Genomic DNA, 18170 nt, shown 5'->3' on the forward strand with positions numbered 1-18170 from the left:
CGGACGGGATCCGCTTTGCCCAAAAAACCAGGAGACTACATGCGCATGCCAATGATCGCGCCGGTGCTGCTCGCGCTCGCGTACTGCTTTCCCGCGTCCGCACTGGACATCCAGAACTACATCCGCGCCAACGCGGCCGCCAATTCCGAGCACGGCGGCCAGACATGCTTCGGCCTCGCCGGCGCCGGCGCCAAATACCGGCTCGGCAACGAATGCGGCGTCTATGGCGAGTCGCTGCTGGGCCAGACCCTGCAGGACGGCGACGACGGCGAGCAGGTGAAGGCGTACGCGATGCTCAATCTCGGCAACGCGGCCGCATCGAACAACGCGAGGCGGCCGGAGGGCAGCTGGAAGATCGGCCTGCCGCAGGCATATTTCGCGATCGAGCACCTGTCCGGCCTGCGCGGCGCGTCCGTGTGGATCGGGCGGCGCTACTACAAGCGCGAAGGCGCGAACGTCAACGACTTCCTGTACTGGAATCCGTCGGGCATGGGCGCCGGCATCGAGAACGTGCCCGTCGGCCCGATGCAGTTCAGCTATGCCTACCTGCACGACGACCAGCAGACGATGCCGATCATGCGCGTGGGCGACACGGCGAACCGCCACGACTTCCAGCTGCGCGGCGTGCCCGTGAATCCGGGCGGCACGCTGGAACTGGGCCTCGCGCTGATCCGCGGCGACGGCGAGCTTGGCCACCACGGCGGCTCGATGGTCACGGTGCAGCATCGCCAGCGCCTGCTGGCCGGCGCCGGCGAGAACCGCCTCGCGCTGCAATGGGGCACGGGCGCGGGCACGGACAATGGCGCGACGGGCGACATCACGAACGGCCGCGACGTCCACCGGCTGCGCGTCGTCGACAGCTGGTATGCGCAGGTCACGCGGCGCTTCGGCGCGGAACTCGTCGGCGTCTGGCAGCGCGACACGGCGCACGATGCGGCGAAAGCGAAGACGTGGGCATCGGCCGGCGGGCGCCTGTCGTACGGCTTGCGCGATCACGTGAAGCTGCTGGCGGACTTCGGCCACGACCGCGTCGCGCCGCAGGACGGCGACGTGCGCCGGCTGACCAAGTTCACGGGCGCCGTCGCGTTCTCGTCCGCGCCCGGTTATTTCGACCGTCCCGAACTGCGCCTGTTCTTCACGCACGCGCACTGGAACGAGGCCGCGCGCGCCGCTGCGCGCGTGAACGATCCGCTGGCGGCCAACGGCATCTTCGGGACCACGTTGTCCGGCTACACCGTCGGCATCACGTTCGAAAACTGCTGGTGATTACCCTTGCATCCCGGCCAGCAGCGTATCGATGGCAGCCAGCGACGGCGGCGTGGCGCCGGCCGCGAGGCAGGCTGCGGCACCCGCGGCGACGGCGAAGCGCAGGTGCGCGAGGCCGTCGCGTCCGGGCGCATGCAGCATGCTCCAGGCCAGCGCCGCGATGCTGGCGTCGCCCGCGCCGACCGTGTCCACGGGCGTGATGCGCGGCGCCGCCTGATGCCACGATCCGGCGGGCGTATGCAGCGACGCGCCGGCCGCGCCCTTCGTGTACAGGTAGCTGGCATCGGGGTTCCAGCCGCGCAGCGTGGCGAAGGCGGCGTCCGCATCGTGCGTGCGCAGCAGGCCGACGAGGTCTTCCTCCGACACCTTGATCACGTCGGCCAGCGCCGTCATGCGGTGCAGCGTGGGGTCGTAGTTCTCGTCCATCAGCGCGCGGAAGTTCGGGTCGTAGCTGATGCGCACGCCCTGCGCCTTCAGCGTCTCCGCGAGTGCGACGAGCTTACCCGCCAGCGGTTGGCGCGCGAGGCTGATGCCGCCGAAATGCGCCCAGCGGCAGGCCTTGGCCCAGCCTTGCGGCAGCAGCGCGGCGTCGAAGTGCAGGTCGGCGCTGTCGTCGCCGACGAAGAAATAGCTGGGCGGGTCGAGGCGGTGCACGATGGCGAGCAGCGGCGATTTGTCCAGGCGCTGCAGGAAGCGGTCGTCCAGGCCGGCGTCGAGGGTGGCGCGCCACAGCTGGTCGCCAAATACGTCGCGGCTGACGGCGCCCGCGAACGCGCTGGGCGCGCCCAGCTTCGCCATCGCGCGCGCCACGTTCCACGTCGAGCCGCCCGTCACGCTGTGCCAGCGGGTGGCGCCGGCGTCATCGACGATCATGTCGGTCAGCGCTTCGCCGGCCGCGACGAATACGGGGAAGTCGGTCATGTCAATCCTTCGTGAGCACGGTCAGCACTTCGTAGCAGGCGCCCATCGTGTGGTAGTCGACCTTGCCGGCCGGGCTCTTTTCATCCGTGAGCTTCTCGTTGGCCGGGCCGAGGATGCGGTACCAGGCGCCGTGCTCGTGGTCGACGAAATGCGTCCAGCTGTAGGCCCAGATGCGGTCGTACCAGTCCCAGTATGCCTGGTTGCCCGTGCGCGCGCCGAGGAGGGCGGCGGCGGCCAGGCTCTCGGCCTGCACCCAGAAGTATTTGTCGGCGTCGCAGATCTCGTCCTGCGGACCGAACCCGTAATAAATGCCGCCGTGCTGCGCATCCCATGCCTTCGAGAGCGCCGCATCGAACAGTTGTTGCGCGCGCGGCAGCAGCCAGTCGGACGGGCCGGCCATCTGGTCCTTGTGGCGTTCCATGATCAACAGGAGCTTGGCCCATTCCGTCAGGTGGCCCGGCTGGTAGCCCCACGGGCGGAAGATGTTCGTCTTGTCGTCGCGGTTGTAATCCGGGTCGACGGACCAGTCGCTGTTGTAGTGTTCCCAGACCAGGTTGCCGTACAGCGCGGCCTGGCGCACCGTGATGTTGTGGGCGAGCGTCTCCGCGCGCCACAGGAACTTCGTGTCGCCTGTCGCGTCGAACGCGGCCAGCATCGCTTCGCAGGCGTGCATGTTGGCGTTTTGGCCGCGGTACGGGTACAAGGTGGACCAGTCGCCGCTCGCTTCGTCCGCGTACAGGCCGTGCGCCGGTTCCCAGAAGCGGCGCTCCATCAGGTCGTACGTCTCGTCCAGCCAGGCGCGCGCCTCGTCGACGCCGGCCATGATGGCGTGCGCGTACGCGAGCAGCACGAAGGCCAGGCCGTAGCAGTGGTTCGTGTCGTCCGTGACCTTCTTCACGCCGTCGTTCCAGTCCAATGTCCACGCATAGCCGCCCGTGTCCGGATTGCGGTGCACGTCGCGCAGGAAGCGCAGGCCGTGCAGCACGCGGTCGCGGTCGGCCTGCTCGCGGAACCGGCGCCACGCCATCGAGAAGTTGAAGATGAAGCGGGTGCTGCTCACCAGGTGGCGCGTGTGCGCATCGTAGACCGTGCCGTCGTCCTTGTAGAAATGATAGAAGCCGCCGCTCGGGTCGGTGCAGCGCGGATCGTAGAACTGGCGGGTGTGGCGGATGTGCTGCAGCAGCGTCGCGCGGGAGTGGAAGTCGGGAAGCATGGGTCGGTCGTGATGAGTGAATCGGTGAGTGGCGCCCCGTCGTGCGGCGCGGGCGCCATGAGGGTCGATGGCGGGCGGTTATCTGCGCATGCGGTAGTCCTCGCATACGGTGCTGGCACGCACGATCAGTTCGACCGGCGACACCTGCTCCAGCGGCGGATCCTGCGGGCCGCGCAGCAGCAGCTCGACGCCCAGCGCGCCCAGCTCCTTCTTGTTGATGCGCAGCGTCGTCAGCGGACGGTGGCCCAGCACGGCGCCGGGGATGTCGTCGAAGCCGACGATCGACACGTCATGCGGCACCGTCTTCCCGGCCGCGAGGCAGGCGCGCATCGCGACGAGGGCGGCGGCGTCGTTGTAGCAGAACACGGCATCGGGCGGGTGCGGCTGGTTCAGCAGGGACTGCATCGCCTCGTAGGCGCCCGTCTCGAGATCGACGCCGTCCGGGATGCACGTCTCCAGGCGCGGGTCGGCCAGCAGGCCGGCGTCGAACAGGGCCTGGCGGTAGCCGCGGTTGCGTTCGCGGATGCTGTAGTGGCCCAGCGAGCCGGAGATCATGCCGATGCGCTCGCGTCCCAGCGAAATCAGGTGGCGCGTGGCGAGGTAGCCGCCCATGTGGTTGTCCGGGTTGACGGAGCTGTAGCCGCGCAGCTTCATGTCGATGAGGACGAGGGGCTTGCCGCTGCCGCGCAGGGCGTTCAGCAACTCGGGTTCGAAGAAGCCGGCGCACACGATGGCGTCCGGCGCGTGCATGCGCAGCTGTTCCGTCACCCCGTCGGCCGGCCCCACGGCCATGAACGACAGGACGATGCCCTGCTTGCGGCACGCTTCCTCGGCGCCGTGCAGCACGGGCGAGTAGAACGGGCTGCTGGCCGCCGTGTTGTGCTGGCGGTGCAGCAGGAACGTGAGGCGGCGGATGCGCTTGCGGCGCAGCTTGCAGAAGTCATAGCCCAGTTCGTGGGCTGCCGACAACACCATCTGGCGCGTGCTTTCCGTCAGGCCCGGCTCGTTCTTGAGAGCCCGCGAGATCGTGCCGGCCGATACGCCGGCGTACTTGGCCAGGTCGCGGATCGTGACCGGCGCCGGGCTGCCGCCCGCTGGGGTGCGTGAGGGTTCGGGGTTCACACTGTCTCCGGAATCATATGCGACGCCCTGGGCGCCGCTCGTTTGAATGGAGTCTTGCATATCAAAATCGCCTTGGTCAAACGTCAGTCGGCACTTCAAGTCAAGTTTAGTCGGCTTTACTAAACAGCTGTTTGCCCGGTATATTCTCAATTTAAGAAACCGATTTCATAAGAGGGTGGCACATGTTTAGTGACGACTGACTAAACTCGGCCGCGTACCCGACGTCGCGTTTGACCCCACCAACCTGCTTATGCAGAATATTTTTTACAAAAAAGTTACTAGTTTGTAAGTTAGCGGTAACATCCACAAGGAGACACGCATGGAACGCGCTTCACAGGCCGCAATCGCGCCTGCCGATCGGGCTCAGCCCGCCAATTACACCTTTGCCCTGACCGTCGTCACCGCGCTGTTCTTCATGTGGGGCCTGTTGACGTCGCTGAACGACATCCTGATTCCGCACCTGAAGTCGGTGTACAACCTGACGTACGTACAGGCGATGATGGTGAACTTCGCGTTCTTCAGCGGCTACTTCCTGCTGTCGATCCCGGCTGGCGCGCTGATTCGCCGCATCGGCTACAAGGCCGGTGCCGTCGCCGGCCTTGCCGTGTGCGCCGTCGGCGCCGCGCTGTTCTACCCGGCCGCGACGAGCGTTTACGCGCTGTTCCTGTGCGCGCTGTTCGTGCTGGCCGGCGGCATCACCATCCTGCAAGTGGCCGCCAACCCGTACGTCACCGTACTGGGCGCGCCGGCCACCGCGTCGAGCCGCCTGAACCTGACGCAGGCGCTGAATTCCTTCGGCACGTTCGTCGGCCCCCCGGTGGGCGGCTACCTGATCCTGTCGCACATTTCGACCGTCGCCGATCCGAACCACATGACGGCCGCCGAGAAACTGGCGCAGGCACAGGCCGTGCAGGGCCCGTACCTGGGCCTGGCCGCGACGCTGGCGATCCTCGCCATCCTGTTCGCCGTGATCCGCCTGCCGATCATCCGCGACGACGATGCCGGCGCGACGGTCACCGGTTCGATCCTGAAGCAGAAGCGCCTGATGCTGGGCGTGCTGGCCATCTTCGTGTACGTCGGCGCCGAAGTGAGCATCGGCAGCTTCCTGATCAACTACATGGGCGACGCGTCCATCGCCGGCTTCACGCCGGAGATCGGCGCGAACTATGTCGCCTACTACTGGGGCGGCGCGATGGTCGGCCGCTTCATCGGTTCGGCCGTGATGCGCACCGTCAGCCCGGGCAAGGTCCTCGCGTTCAACGCCGCCGTCTGCATCGCGCTGCTGGTGGCGACGACGTTCGGGCACGGCCACTTCGCGATGTGGGCCGTGCTCGCGGTCGGCCTGTTCAACTCGATCATGTTCCCGACCATCTTCAGCATGGCGGTGCACGAGCTGGGCCCGCAGACGAGCCAGGGCTCCGGCCTGCTCGTGATGGCCATCGCCGGCGGCGCCGTCGTGCCGGTGATCCAGGCGCAAGCCGCGGACGTCATCGGCCTGCAGCCTTCGTTCCTCGTGCCGGCCGTGTGCTACGCCTTCATCCTGTACTTCGGCGCGAAATACGCCCGCATGTACGTGGACGTCAAGGCCGTCTGACCCGCCACGACCCTGTTTAGCCGCCGCGGCGCGTCCGCGGCGGTGTTGCGCCAAATACCGATAACGATCCATCCCCTTAAAGAGCTTCGTCCCATGCGCCTTCGTCACTTCACTCTCGTCGCGGCCCTGACCGCCGCCTTCCCGCTGTTCGCCACCGCCGCCGACACGCCTGCCCAGCAGCCGTGGATGAACCGTTCCCTGAGCGCCGACCAGCGCGCCGAACTCGCCGTCAAGGCCATGACCCGCCAGGAAAAACTGCGCTGGGTGTTCGGCTATTTCGGCACTGCATTCGCCCCGAAGGGCACCACGCCGCCGAAAGGCTCGATCCCGTTCTCGGCCGGCTTCGTGCCGGGCAACCCGCGCCTCGGCCTGCCGGACCTGCAGGAGACGGACGCGGGCCTCGGCGTCGCCACCCAGGCCACGCCGACCCCGCGCGAGCGCACCCAGCTGCCGTCGGGCCTCGCCACCGCATCGACGTGGGACACGCAGATGGCCTACGCGGGCGGCGCGATGATCGGTTCCGAGGCGCGCGCTTCCGGCTTCAACGTGATGCTGGCCGGCGGCGTGAACCTGATGCGCGATCCGCGCAACGGCCGCAACTTCGAATACGCGGGCGAAGATCCCCTGCTGGCCGGCACGATCGTCGGCCATGCCGTCAAGGGCATCGAGTCGAACCACGTGATCTCGACCGTCAAGCACTACGCGCTGAACGACCAGGAAACGGGCCGCAACGAACTGGACGTCCGCATCGACAAGGCCGCGTCGCGCATGTCCGACCTGCTCGCGATGCAGCTCGCGCTGGAACAGTCCGACGCCGGCTCCGTCATGTGCTCGTACAACCGCGTGTACGGCACCTATGCGTGCGAGAACGACTACCTGCTGAACGAAGTGCTCAAGAAGGACTGGGGCTTCAAGGGCTACGTGATGTCCGACTGGGGCGCGACGCACAGCACCGCGGAAGCGGCGAACCACGGCCTGGACCGCCAGTCGGGCCAGGAATTCGACAAGTCGCCGTACTTCGGCGGCGCGCTGGAAGAAGCCGTCAAGAACGGCCACGTGTCGGAAGCGCGCCTCGACGACATGGCCACGCGCATCGTGCGCGCCATGTTCGCCAAGGGTGTCGTCGACAACCCGGTCGCGCAGGGCGGCGCCATCGACTTCGCGAAGAACGGCGCCGTGAGCCGCGCGACGGCGGAAGAGGGCGCCGTGCTGCTGAAGAACGACAACCACGTGCTGCCGCTGTCGAAGGACGTGAAGACCATCGCCATCATCGGCGGCCATGCCGACGTGGGCGTGCTGTCGGGCGGCGGCTCGTCGCAGGTGTATCCGGTGGGCGGCAATGCCGTGCCGGGGCTGGAGCCGAAGGTGTGGCCGGGCCCCGTCGTGTACCACCCGTCGTCGCCGCTGCGCGCCATTAAAGCGCTGGCACCGGATGCGAAGGTCGTGTACGACGACGGCCTTGACCCCGCGCGCGCCGCGCGCGTGGCCGCGCAGGCGGACGTCGCGCTCGTGTTCGCGACGCAGTGGATCGGCGAGGCGAACGACGCCACGTCGCTGGCGCTGCCGGACAACCAGGACAAGCTGATCGACAGCGTGGCCGGCGCCAATGCGCGCACCGTCGTCGTGCTGGAAACGGGCGGTCCTGTCGCGATGCCGTGGGTCGCGAAGACGCCGGCCGTGCTGGAAGCGTGGTATCCGGGCACGAGCGGCGGCGAGGCGATCGCGCGCGTGCTGTTCGGCGTCGTCAATCCGGGCGGCCACCTGCCGGCCACGTTCCCCGTCTCCGAAGAGCAACTGCCGCGTCCGAAACTGGACGGCGATCCGAAACAGCCGGACCAGCAGTTCACGGTCGAGTACAAGGAAGGCGCAGCGGTCGGCTACAAGTGGTTCGACAAGCAGGGCTTGACGCCGCTGTTCCCGTTCGGCCACGGCCTGTCGTACACGACGTTCAGCTATGCCGGCCTCGCCAGCCAGGTGAAGGATGGCCGCCTGCACGTGCGCTTCAAGGTCACGAACACGGGCAACGTCGCCGGCAAGGACGTGCCGCAGGTGTACGTGTCGCCGCTCTCCGCCAAGTGGGAAGCGCCGAAGCGCCTCGCGGGCTGGGACAAGGTCGCGCTGCAGCCGGGCGAATCGAAAGAGGTCGATGTCGTCGTCGAGCCGCGCATCCTCGGCATGTTCGACGAGAAGTCCAAGACCTGGCGCATCGCCAAGGGCAAGTACAAGGTCGTGCTGGCCGAGGATGCCGCTGGCAAGAACGCGACCAGCGTGACGGTCGACCTGCCGGCGTCCACCCTGGACGTGCGCGGCCGCGTGCGCCGCTGAGTTTCACCCATGCCGCCCGCTTGCCGGCGGGCGGCGCATGACCCACGACCGATAACGACGCTTCTTGAGGAGCGCGAGGAGACCACATGCAACGCAAGTTCCGCAAGATCGCCCTGGCCGCCGCCCTGCTGGCGGCCGGCGCATTCGGCATCGCCCACGCGGCCGCCACGGCCGGCGCCAAGGGCGGCTTCGTGGCCGTCAAGGACAGCCATTTCGAACGCAACGGCCAGCGCTACATGGTGGCCGGCGCCAACTTCTGGTACGGCGGCTACCTGGGCGCGCCCACGAGCGTCGGACAGCGCGCCCGCCTCGTCAAGGAGCTCGACCGCCTGAAGGCGCTGGGCGTCAACAACGTGCGCGTGCTCGCGGTGTCGGAGAAGACGGCGATGAAGAGCGCCGTCAGCCCTGCCACGACGAGCGCGCCCGGCCACTACGACGAGCAGCTGCTGCAAGGCCTGGACTTCCTGATGGCCGAACTGGCAAAGCGCGACATGACGGCCGTGCTGTACCTGAATAATTTCTGGCAGTGGTCCGGCGGGATGACGCAGTACCTGAATTGGTTCACCGGTTCGCCCGCGCACGACCCCAACGTGAGCAAGGACTACGAGCGCTTCATGGCCGAGAACGCGCGCTTCTACACGAACGCGCGCGCGCAGGCCGAGTACCGCAACGTGATCGCGAAGATCGTCCAGCGCACGAACACGGTGACGAAGAAGCCTTACCGCGACGACCCCGTGATCCTGTCGTGGCAGCTGGCGAACGAGCCGCGACCGGGCAACAGCAAATCCACGCCGCAGGACAAGGCGACCTACGTAAAATGGATCGCCGACACCGCGCACTACATCCGCTCGCTCGACGCGAACCACATGGTGAGCACGGGCAGCGAAGGCCTCGCGGGTTCCGCGCAGGATGCGCAGCTGTACCTGGACGCGCACCGCACGCCGGACATCGCCTACCTCACGTACCACCTGTGGCCCGCGAACTGGGGCTGGTTCGATCCGAAGCAGCCCGAGGCCACGTGGGACGGCATGATGGACAAGGCGCTGCACTACCTGAACGTGCACGTCGACTACGCGAAGCAGCTTGGCAAGCCGATCGTGCTGGAAGAATTCGGCTTGAACCGCGACGGCGGCTCGTTCGACATCAAGGCGTCGACGAAGGTCCGCGACCGCTTCTACGACGAGGTGTTCACCACGTTGGAAAAGCGCGCGGCCGCGGGCGACCCCGTCGGCGGCTGGGCCTTCTGGGCCTGGGGCGGCGCGGGCCGCGCCGCGAATGCGGATTACTGGTGGAAGCCGGGGAACGATTTCGTCGGCGATCCGCCGCAGGAAGAGCAGGGCCTGTATTCCGTGTTCGACAGCGACGCGAGCTCGCTCAAGTTGATCGCGGACCACGACAAACGCCTGAAAACCATTGGAGCGAAACAGTGAAACGTAGTGCCTCCCTGATCCTTGCCGCGGCCGTCGCGGCATCCCCTGCCGCCGCGTGGGCGCAGAAATTCGACGGTCTCGCGGCCACGCCGCAGATGGGCTGGAACAGCTGGAACAGGTTCGCCTGCGACATCGACGAAAAGCTGATCCGCGAGACGGCCGACGCGATGGTGAAAACGGGCTTGAAGGATGCCGGCTACCAGTACATCAACATCGACGACTGCTGGCACGGCGCGCGCGACGAACACGGCGACATCCAGCCGGATCCGCAGCGTTTCCCGTCCGGGATGAAGGCGCTGGCCGACTACGTGCACGCGCGCGGCCTGAAGCTGGGCATTTATTCCGACGTGGGCGACAAGACCTGCGGCGGCCGTCCGGGCAGCCGCGGCCACGAATACCAGGATGCGAAGACGTATGCCGCCTGGGGCATCGACTACCTGAAATACGACTGGTGCGAGAGCAAGGGCCTGAGTGCCGTCGGCGCCTACACGACGATGCGCGACGCGATCCGCGCGGCCAACCGCCCGATCCTGTTCAGCCTCTGCGAATGGGGCGACAACAAGCCGTGGGAATGGGCGCCCGAGGTCGGCCACTCGTGGCGCACGACGGGCGACATCTATCCGTGCTGGGATTGCGAACTCAGTGCCGGTACGTATTCCCGCTGGGGCGTGATGCGCATCCTCGACATGCAGGCGGGCCTGCGCAAGTATGCGGGGCCGGGCCACTGGAACGACATGGACATGCTGGAAGTCGGCATGGGCATGACGGAAGACGAGGACCGTTCGCACTTCTCGATCTGGGCGATGCTGAATTCCCCGCTGATCCTCGGTAACGACCTGCGGTCGATGCCGGAGTCGGTGAAGAAGATCATCGGCCGGCGCGAGGTCATCGCGATCAACCAGGACCCGCTGGGCGTGGCGGCGCTGCGTTTCTGGAAGCAGGGACCCGTCGAACTGTGGGCCAAGCCGCTCGCGAACGACGAGTGGGCCTTCATGGTGCTGAACCGCGGCGAGACGGCGCTGCCGCTGCGCTATGACTGGAAACAGAACGTGATCGACGACCAGGTCTTCAAGCACCAGCTCGACTTCAGCAAGGCCACCTGGCACTGGACGGACACGTGGACCGGCAAGACGGGCGACACGAGCCGCCGCCTCGACGCGACGGTGCCCGCGCACGGCGTCGTGCTGCTGCGCCTGAAGAAGGGCGCGTGATGCGTCGGCCGCTCGCCGCCGCGCTGCTGGCATTGTGCGCGGCCGGCGCGGCGGCCGAACAGACCATCGCGGCGAGCGACAGCCACGTGACCCGCATGGGCCGCACGGTCGCCGCGGACGACGGCACGGTGCGCTTCGGCTATGCCGGCGTGACCTTGCTGCTGGCCGTGGACGGCACCCGGCTCGCCGTCGATGCCGCGGGCGGGTCCCGCAGCCTGCTCGACGTGATCGTGGACGGCAAGCCCGCGGGCACGTTGCGCCTGGCGCCGCAGATGCAACGCTACGACGTGTTCAAGGATGCGCCGCCCGGCCCGCACAAGGTGGAACTCGTGCATCGCGGCGAGACGTGGCTGGGCGTGCCGTCCATTGCGCGCTTCACGGCCGACGGCACGTTCCTCGCGGCGCCGCCGCTGCCGAAGCGGCGCCTGCTCGTGCTGGGCGATTCCGTGACGTGCGGCGCCGTCATGGAGCGCGGTGCCGACGAGAAGGACATGCCCGAATGGTCGAACCCGCGCCTGTCCTACGGCATGCTGGCCGCGCGCGCCCTCGACGCGCAGGTGCAACTGGTCTGCTACGGCGGCAGGGGCCTGGTGCGCAGCTGGAATGGCCATGCCGACGAATTCGAGCTGCCAGCGTTCTACGACCTCGCCATCGCCGACGCCGCGCATCCGGTGCCATGGAAGCAGGCCGATTACACGCCGGACCTGATCGTCATCGCGATCGGCACCAACGATTTCAACCCCGGCATTCCGGAGCGTGCGGGCTATGTGGACGCGTACACGGACCTGCTGCGCCGCGTGCTGCGCGACCATCCGCACGCGCAGGTCGCGTTGACGGAAGGCGTGCTGCTGAACGGCGACAAGAAGGCCGCCTTGATCGGCTACCTGAAGGAAGCGATGGCGCGCGTGCATGACGCCCGCGTCCACCTGCTGGCACCGGCGACGTACCAGCCCGGTGACGCCGTCAACGGCCATCCGACGACGGCCCAGCATGCGGCCATGGTGGCCGAACTGCTGCCGCAGCTGCGGCGCATCGCGGGCTGGTAGGTTAAAAAAACCGACGGACCGGGCAGCAGTCCGGTGCAATGTCCGTCAAACGATGGGCAACGCCGTCGTTTCCTTGATGCGCTGGAGGGCGAAGCTCGATTTCACGTCCAGCACGGCCGGGTGGCGCAGCAGGGTGCCCATCATGAAGCGCGAGAAGTGGTCCATGTCTTCCACGTGCACGCGCAGCAGGAAATCCATCTCTCCCGTCATCGCATAGCAGGCCACCACTTCGGGCCAGGTCGACACGGCCTGCGCGAATTCGAAGCGGGGCGACGTCGCGGGCACGCGCGCGTTCGGCGCGCCTTCGCTGTGTTTTTCCAGGCGAACATTCACATAGGCCAGCAGGCCCAGGCCCAGTTTGTCGGGATCGAGCAGGGCGACGTATTGCCGGATGACACCGGCTTCTTCCAACCGTTTGATGCGGCGCAGGCAGGGCGACGGCGACAGGCTGACGCGTTCCGCCACGTCCTGGTTGGACAGGCGGCCATCCGACTGGAGAATGGCCAGGATTTTGCGGTCGGTTTTATCCAGCTCGATTTTTGACATGAATTCTCCTCAGGACGGGCGCACGTCGCAATTTTATTGCGCAAATCGTTTGGTGGGGGGAATTCATTGAAATTTAATGCTTGTGACACAGGTCTATACTGGCCCCGACATCGACGCGGGCGGGAGCGATGGTGGGCGGAGGCCGCCCACCCTACGAAACCGGGACGTAGGGTGGGCACCCCGTGCCCACCAACATGCCGCGCACAACAAGGACAACGGAGACACTATGAACGCCCCCCTGGACCGCAGCCAGTTGGAACCGCTACCCCCGCACGAGATCACCCTCGACGACAAATGGACGCTGGAACGCGGCCGCGCCTTCATGACGGGCACCCAGGCCCTGATCCGCCTCCCGATGCTGCAGCGCGAACGCGACCTGAAGGCGGGCCTGAACACGGCCGGCTACATCACCGGCTACCGCGGGTCGCCCGTCACGCAGGTCGACCAGACGGCGTGGAAGGCGAAGAAGCACCTGGAAGCGCACCACGTCCACTTCCACCCCGGCATGAACGAAGACCTCGCGGCGACGGCCGTCTGGGGCACGCAGCAGACCAATCTGTTCAAGGACGCGAAGTACGACGGCGTGTTCGCCATGTGGTACGGCAAGGGGCCTGGCGTCGACCGCTGCGGCGACGTGTTCAAGCACGGTAACAACGCGGGCTCCGCGAAGAACGGCGGCGTGCTCGTGCTGGCCGGCGACGACCACGCGGCGAAATCGTCGTCGACGGCACACCAGTCCGACCATATCCTGCACCACTGCGGCATCCCCGTGCTGTACCCGTCGTCCGTGCAGGAATACATCGACTACGGCCTGCACGCGTGGGCGATGAGCCGCTACAGCGGCCTGTGGGTGTCGATGAAATGCGTGACCGACATCATCGAGTCGGGCGCCGTCGTCGACCTCGACCCGGACCGCGTGCAGACCGTCCTCCCGCCGGACTTCGAGATGCCGCCGGGCGGCCTGAACATCCGCTGGCCGGACGCCGTGCTGGACCAGGAAGTGCGCATGAACCACTACAAGTGGTATGCCGCCCTCGCGTATGCGCGCGCGAACAAACTCAACCAGATCATCTGGGACAGCCCCAGGCCGAAGATCGGCATCATCACCGCGGGTAAATCGTACCTCGACACGCGCCAGGCGCTGGCCGACCTCGGCATCGACGAACAGGCCGCGCGCGACATCGGCCTGCGTGTGTATAAAGTCGGCATGACGTGGCCGCTCGATTCCGTCGGCGTGCACGAATTCGCGCGCGGCCTGGACGAGATCCTCGTCGTCGAGGAAAAGCGGCAAGTGCTGGAATACGCGCTGAAGGAAGAGCTGTACAACCTGCCGGACGGCGAGCGGCCGCGTGTCGTCGGCAAGTTCGACGACGCCGGCGAATGGAGCGTCAAGAACCGCTCCGGCCAGGGCGACTGGCTGCTGTCGGCAAACTACGAATTGAATCCGGCCCAGATCGCGCGCGCGATCGCGTCGCGCATCTCGCACTACTGCTCTGGCCACCCCGTCGAGCAGCGCGTGAAGGAACGCATCGCCTTCCTCGAAGCGAAGGAACTGATCCTCAAGAACATCCCGAAGGCGAACCCGGAGACGGACCGCATCCCGTACTTTTGCTCCGGCTGCCCGCACAACAGCTCGACGAAGGTGCCGGAAGGCTCGCGCGCGATGGCCGGCATCGGCTGCCACTACATGGTGCTGTGGATGGATCGCGAGACGTCCACGTTCACGCACATGGGCGGCGAAGGCGTCACGTGGATTGGCCAGGCGCCGTTCACGGGCGAGAAGCACGTGTTCGCGAACCTCGGCGACGGCACGTATTACCACTCCGGCGTGCTGGCGATCCGCGCGTCGGTCGCCGCGAAGGTCAACATCACGTACAAGATCCTGTACAACGACGCCGTCGCGATGACGGGCGGCCAGGTCGTCGACGGTCCGCTCGACCCGGCCAAGATCAGCCGCCAGCTGGCGGCCGAAGGCGTCAAGCCGATCGTCGTCGTCACGGACGAACCGGAAAAATACCCGGACGATTATCCGTGGGCCGAAGGCGTCACCGTGCGCCATCGTGCCGAACTGATGGACGTGCAGCGCGAACTGCGCGAGATGCCGGGCGTCTCCGCGATGATCTACGACCAGACTTGCGCGTCCGAGAAACGCCGCCGCCGGAAGAAAGGTGCGTATCCCGATCCGGCCAAGCGCGCCGTTATCAACGAAGCCGTGTGCGAAGGCTGCGGCGATTGCTCGAAGCAGTCGAACTGCCTGTCCGTCGAACCGCTGGAAACGGAACTGGGCCGGAAGCGCCAGATCAACCAGTCCTCGTGCAACAAGGACTTCTCGTGCGTGACCGGGTTCTGCCCGAGCTTCGTCACCGTGGAAGGCGGCGGGTTGAAGAAGCCGAAAAAGACCACTGCCGAAGCGACGCCGCCTGCGCTGCCGCTGCCGGCCATTCCCTCGACGACGAACCCGTTCGGCATCCTCGTCACGGGCATCGGCGGCACGGGCGTCGTGACGGTCGGCCAGATCCTCGCGGTGGCCGCCCACGTCGAGAACAAGGGCGCCCTCGTGCTGGACATGAGCGGCCTCGCGCAGAAGGGCGGCCCCGTGATGTCGCACGTGCGCCTGGCAGACCGCCAGTCGGACCTGTATTCGACGCGCGTCGGCACGGGTAACGCCGACCTCGTGATCGGCTGCGACCAGATCGTCACCGCGAGCCGCGACGCGCTGTCGCGCATGGGCGAAGGCCGCACGTGGGCCGCCGTGAACGGCACGGGCGCCACCACCGCGGCATTCATCAAGAACCCGGACTGGCAATTCCCGGCCGAAGGCTCGCGCGGCGCCATCGTGCAGGCGTGCGGCGAAGGCAACGTCGACTTCATCGACGCCGGCCACATCGCGACGACGTTGATGGGCGACGCCATCGCCACCAATATGTTCATGCTGGGCTACGCGTTCCAGAAGGGCCACGTGCCGCTGCAGGAAGCGTCGATCATGAAGGCGATCGAGTTGAACGGCGTGTCCGTCGGCTTCAACAAGGCCGCGTTCAACTGGGGCCGTACGGCCGCGCACGACCTGCCCTCCGTGCAAAAGCTCGTCACGCCCGCGAAGGTGATCGAATTCAAGCGCGCACAGACGCTCGACGACCTCGTCAAGCGCCGCGTCGACCTGCTGACCGCGTACCAGAATGCCGACTATGCGGCGCAGTACAAGGGGTTCGTCGACCGGGTCCGCGCCTCCGAAGAGAAGCTGGGCAAGGGCACGCGCCTGACGGAGGCCGTCGCGCGCTACCTGCACAAGCTGATGGCGTACAAGGACGAGTACGAGGTCGCGCGTCTTTACACCGATCCGGCATTCATGGCCAAGATCGACGGCATGTTCGAAGGCGACGTGACACTGAAATTCCACCTCGCGCCGCCGCTGTTCGCGAAGAAGGACAAGGAAGGCCACCTCGTGAAGCAGGAATTCGGCCCGTGGATGATGAAGGCGTTCGGCGTGCTGGCGAAGCTGAAGGGCTTGCGCGGCACGGCGCTCGACCCGTTCGGCCACACGGCCGAGCGCAAGATGGAACGCGCACTGATCGCCGAGTACCGCGCGACCGTCGACGGCCTGTTGCCGAAGCTGACGGCCGACAACCTGGCGCAGGCCGTCGCGATCGCGAGCGTCCCGGAAGACATCCGCGGCTTCGGCCACGTCAAGGAACGCAACCTGAAGGCGGCCAAGCGGAAGGAAGGGGAATTGCTGGCCGCATTCCATGGCGGCGGCACGGCCACGCGCGCGGCCTGATCGGCGCGTGTAACGACACCGCCGGCCCTGCAAAAACGGGCCGGCGATGTTGTAAAAAATATTTTTTGCCCTGTTACATTTGGATATCGTGCGCGGGTATGCGGCAACTATAATTAATGCATGAGCACGCCAAAATTCCCCCCGACACCGACCGCCTTTTCCCGCCTGTTTGCCAGCGCTTTCGTGGCGCTGCTCACCCTGTCCGCCTGCGGCGGCGGAGGAGGTTCCAGTGGCACCTCGACACCGGTAGCCAGTAACCCGACACCGACACCGACACCGGCGCCGGACCCGATCGTCGCGGACTACACGACCGAGCAGAACCTGTGCGCCAAGCCGCGCACGGGCGTCGACGCCGAGGGCGTGCCGTTCCCGGACCGCCAGGGCACGCTGCAGGACGAGATGAAATTCCTGCGCGGCTGGATCGACAAGACTTATCTCTGGTATAACGAAGTCCCGACCACCGTCCGCATGGCGGATTACACGAACACGCTCGATTATTTCGCCGCGCTGAAGACGCCCGGGACCACCGCGTCCGGCCAGCCGAAGGACCGTTTCCACTTCACGTACACGACGGCGGAATGGGATGCGATCAGCAACCAGAGCCAGGATACGGGCTATGGCGTGACCTGGTCCGTCAATTCCGTCACGGCGCCCCGCAACTGGCGTGTCGCGATCATCCAGCCGAACTCGCCGGCCGCCGCGGCCGGCCTGCAGCGCGGCGACATGCTGACGGCCGTCGACGGCATCGACTTCATCTACACGACGGATGCCACGCAAATCGACAAGGTGAACGCCGGCCTGCTGCCCGCCAATGCGGGCGAAAACCATACGCTGACGGTCAAGCGCAACGGCGTCGCGATCGACGTCCCGATGACGTCGGCCGTCGTCTCCATCGTGCCCGTGAAGAACGTGAAGGTGATCGATACGCCGACGGGCAAGGTGGGCTATCTGAGTTTCGAAGACCACAATGCCGCATCCGAGCAGCAGCTGGTCGACGCGTTCACGACGCTGAAGAACCAGGGCGCAACGGACCTCGTGCTCGACATGCGCTACAACGGCGGCGGCCTGCTGTACATCGCCAGCGAACTCGCGTACATGGTCGCCGGGCCGAGCAGCGAGGGCAAGACGTTCGACCGTCCTGTCTACAACGACAAGACGGCGCCCGCTCCCGCCGTTCCCTTCCTGAGCACGGCCTATGGCTTCTCCGCCGCGGCCAACACGCCGCTGCCGTACCTGGGCCTGAACCACGTGACCATCCTCACGTCGCCCGACACGTGCTCGGCCAGCGAAGCCGTGATCAACGGCCTGCGCGGCGTCGACGTCAAGGTCGACCTGGTCGGCGGTACGACCTGCGGCAAGCCCTATGGCTTCACGCCGGTGGACAACTGCGGCACGACGTACTTCTCGATCCAGTTCAAGGGCGTGAACGCGAAAGGCTACGGCGATTACGCGGACGGTTTCGCGCCGACGTGCGCCGCGTCCGACGACATGACGCACGCCCTGGGCGATCCGGCCGAAGGCATGCTGGCCGCGGCGCTGTCCTACCGCGCCAACAACACCTGCCCGGCGGCGACGACAGGTTTCTCGGGCTCCGTGCAGATGCGCCTGGCGAAGCCGGCGGCGAAGACGATCGCGATCTATCCCAAGACCTGGGCGCGCTGAGCGTCACGTACCACCTCCCCGGGCCGGCGGCCCGGGGTGTCCCTGCCCGCGCAGTACTG

Annotated in this window: 12 protein-coding genes; 8 read left to right on the plus strand and 4 right to left on the minus strand. The window is 66.8% G+C overall.

The window, feature by feature from the left end; all coding sequences use genetic code 11:
* The first annotated feature begins 39 nt into the window (after positions 1–39).
* A complete protein-coding gene (locus HAV22_RS06615) occupies positions 40–1266 on the plus strand; it encodes a maltoporin (protein WP_166857793.1) in 1227 nt (408 codons plus the stop codon).
* Here the strand turns inward: HAV22_RS06615 and HAV22_RS06620 are convergent, their stop codons facing one another.
* The 3 genes from HAV22_RS06620 to HAV22_RS06630 all read right to left on the minus strand — a co-directional run bounded on the left by HAV22_RS06620 (position 1267) and on the right by HAV22_RS06630 (position 4522).
* Positions 1267–2187, minus strand: a complete 921-nt coding sequence (locus HAV22_RS06620; protein WP_166857795.1) for a carbohydrate kinase family protein — start codon at positions 2185–2187, stop codon at positions 1267–1269.
* Position 2188: 1 nt separating this feature from the next.
* The gene (locus HAV22_RS06625) at positions 2189–3400 is read right to left on the minus strand and encodes an AGE family epimerase/isomerase (protein WP_166857797.1); all 1212 of its coding nucleotides are present in this window, start codon (positions 3398–3400) and stop codon (positions 2189–2191) included.
* Positions 3401–3478: 78 nt separating this feature from the next.
* Entirely contained in the window at positions 3479–4522 is a 1044-nt protein-coding gene (locus tag HAV22_RS06630) for a LacI family DNA-binding transcriptional regulator (RefSeq protein WP_371869563.1), read from the minus strand.
* A gap of 319 nt (positions 4523–4841) precedes the next feature.
* On the opposite strand from HAV22_RS06630, the gene HAV22_RS06635 reads away from it, so the two are divergent.
* The 5 genes from HAV22_RS06635 (at position 4842) to axe2C (ending at position 12128) form a co-directional block, all read left to right on the plus strand.
* Positions 4842–6116: a sugar MFS transporter gene (locus tag HAV22_RS06635; RefSeq protein WP_166857801.1), complete on the plus strand. Its 1275-nt coding sequence runs from the start codon at positions 4842–4844 to the stop codon at positions 6114–6116.
* Positions 6117–6209: 93 nt separating this feature from the next.
* Complete coding sequence (locus tag HAV22_RS06640) at positions 6210–8441, plus strand: glycoside hydrolase family 3 C-terminal domain-containing protein (RefSeq protein WP_166857803.1); 2232 nt, start codon at positions 6210–6212, stop codon at positions 8439–8441.
* Positions 8442–8527: 86 nt separating this feature from the next.
* Positions 8528–9871 carry a glycoside hydrolase 5 family protein gene (locus tag HAV22_RS06645; RefSeq protein WP_166857805.1) on the plus strand — a complete coding sequence of 448 codons (1344 nt, stop codon included), beginning with the start codon at positions 8528–8530 and terminating at the stop codon, positions 9869–9871.
* On the plus strand, positions 9868–11082 hold the full coding sequence (locus HAV22_RS06650) for a glycoside hydrolase family 27 protein (RefSeq protein ID WP_371869564.1): 1215 nt from the start codon (positions 9868–9870) through the stop codon (positions 11080–11082). Before HAV22_RS06645 ends, HAV22_RS06650 begins: the two co-directional genes overlap by 4 nt.
* Entirely contained in the window at positions 11082–12128 is a 1047-nt protein-coding gene (gene axe2C, locus HAV22_RS06655) for a bifunctional acetylxylan esterase/glucomannan deacetylase AxeC2 (RefSeq protein WP_166858153.1), read from the plus strand. The genes HAV22_RS06650 and axe2C overlap by 1 nt, the downstream gene beginning before the upstream one ends.
* Before the next feature lie 45 nt (positions 12129–12173).
* Here axe2C and HAV22_RS06660 read toward each other — a convergent pair whose 3' ends face one another.
* Positions 12174–12674: an Lrp/AsnC family transcriptional regulator gene (locus HAV22_RS06660; RefSeq protein ID WP_166857807.1), complete on the minus strand. Its 501-nt coding sequence runs from the start codon at positions 12672–12674 to the stop codon at positions 12174–12176.
* Between the two features lie 226 nt (positions 12675–12900).
* Here HAV22_RS06660 and HAV22_RS06665 point away from each other — a divergent pair, with 226 nt between their 5' ends.
* Both HAV22_RS06665 and HAV22_RS06670 read left to right on the plus strand, forming a co-directional pair.
* A complete protein-coding gene (locus tag HAV22_RS06665) occupies positions 12901–16449 on the plus strand; it encodes an indolepyruvate ferredoxin oxidoreductase family protein (protein WP_166857810.1) in 3549 nt (1182 codons plus the stop codon).
* Between the two features lie 120 nt (positions 16450–16569).
* Positions 16570–18111 carry a S41 family peptidase gene (locus tag HAV22_RS06670; protein ID WP_166857812.1) on the plus strand — a complete coding sequence of 514 codons (1542 nt, stop codon included), beginning with the start codon at positions 16570–16572 and terminating at the stop codon, positions 18109–18111.
* Positions 18112–18170: the final 59 nt, after the last annotated feature.

The organism is Telluria antibiotica (assembly GCF_011682055.1).
GTDB classification, from domain to species: Bacteria; Pseudomonadota; Gammaproteobacteria; order Burkholderiales; family Burkholderiaceae_D; genus Telluria; species Telluria antibiotica.

Coding starts and splice junctions, on each gene's coding strand:
- HAV22_RS06615 (WP_166857793.1), top strand. CDS start 40: ATGCGCATGCCAATGATCGCGCCGGTGCTGCTCGCGCTCGCGTACTGC.
- HAV22_RS06620 (WP_166857795.1), bottom strand. CDS start 2,187: ATGACCGACTTCCCCGTATTCGTCGCGGCCGGCGAAGCGCTGACCGAC.
- HAV22_RS06625 (WP_166857797.1), bottom strand. CDS start 3,400: ATGCTTCCCGACTTCCACTCCCGCGCGACGCTGCTGCAGCACATCCGC.
- HAV22_RS06635 (WP_166857801.1), top strand. CDS start 4,842: ATGGAACGCGCTTCACAGGCCGCAATCGCGCCTGCCGATCGGGCTCAG.
- HAV22_RS06640 (WP_166857803.1), top strand. CDS start 6,210: ATGCGCCTTCGTCACTTCACTCTCGTCGCGGCCCTGACCGCCGCCTTC.
- HAV22_RS06645 (WP_166857805.1), top strand. CDS start 8,528: ATGCAACGCAAGTTCCGCAAGATCGCCCTGGCCGCCGCCCTGCTGGCG.
- axe2C (WP_166858153.1), top strand. CDS start 11,082: ATGCGTCGGCCGCTCGCCGCCGCGCTGCTGGCATTGTGCGCGGCCGGC.
- HAV22_RS06660 (WP_166857807.1), bottom strand. CDS start 12,674: ATGTCAAAAATCGAGCTGGATAAAACCGACCGCAAAATCCTGGCCATT.
- HAV22_RS06665 (WP_166857810.1), top strand. CDS start 12,901: ATGAACGCCCCCCTGGACCGCAGCCAGTTGGAACCGCTACCCCCGCAC.
- HAV22_RS06670 (WP_166857812.1), top strand. CDS start 16,570: ATGAGCACGCCAAAATTCCCCCCGACACCGACCGCCTTTTCCCGCCTG.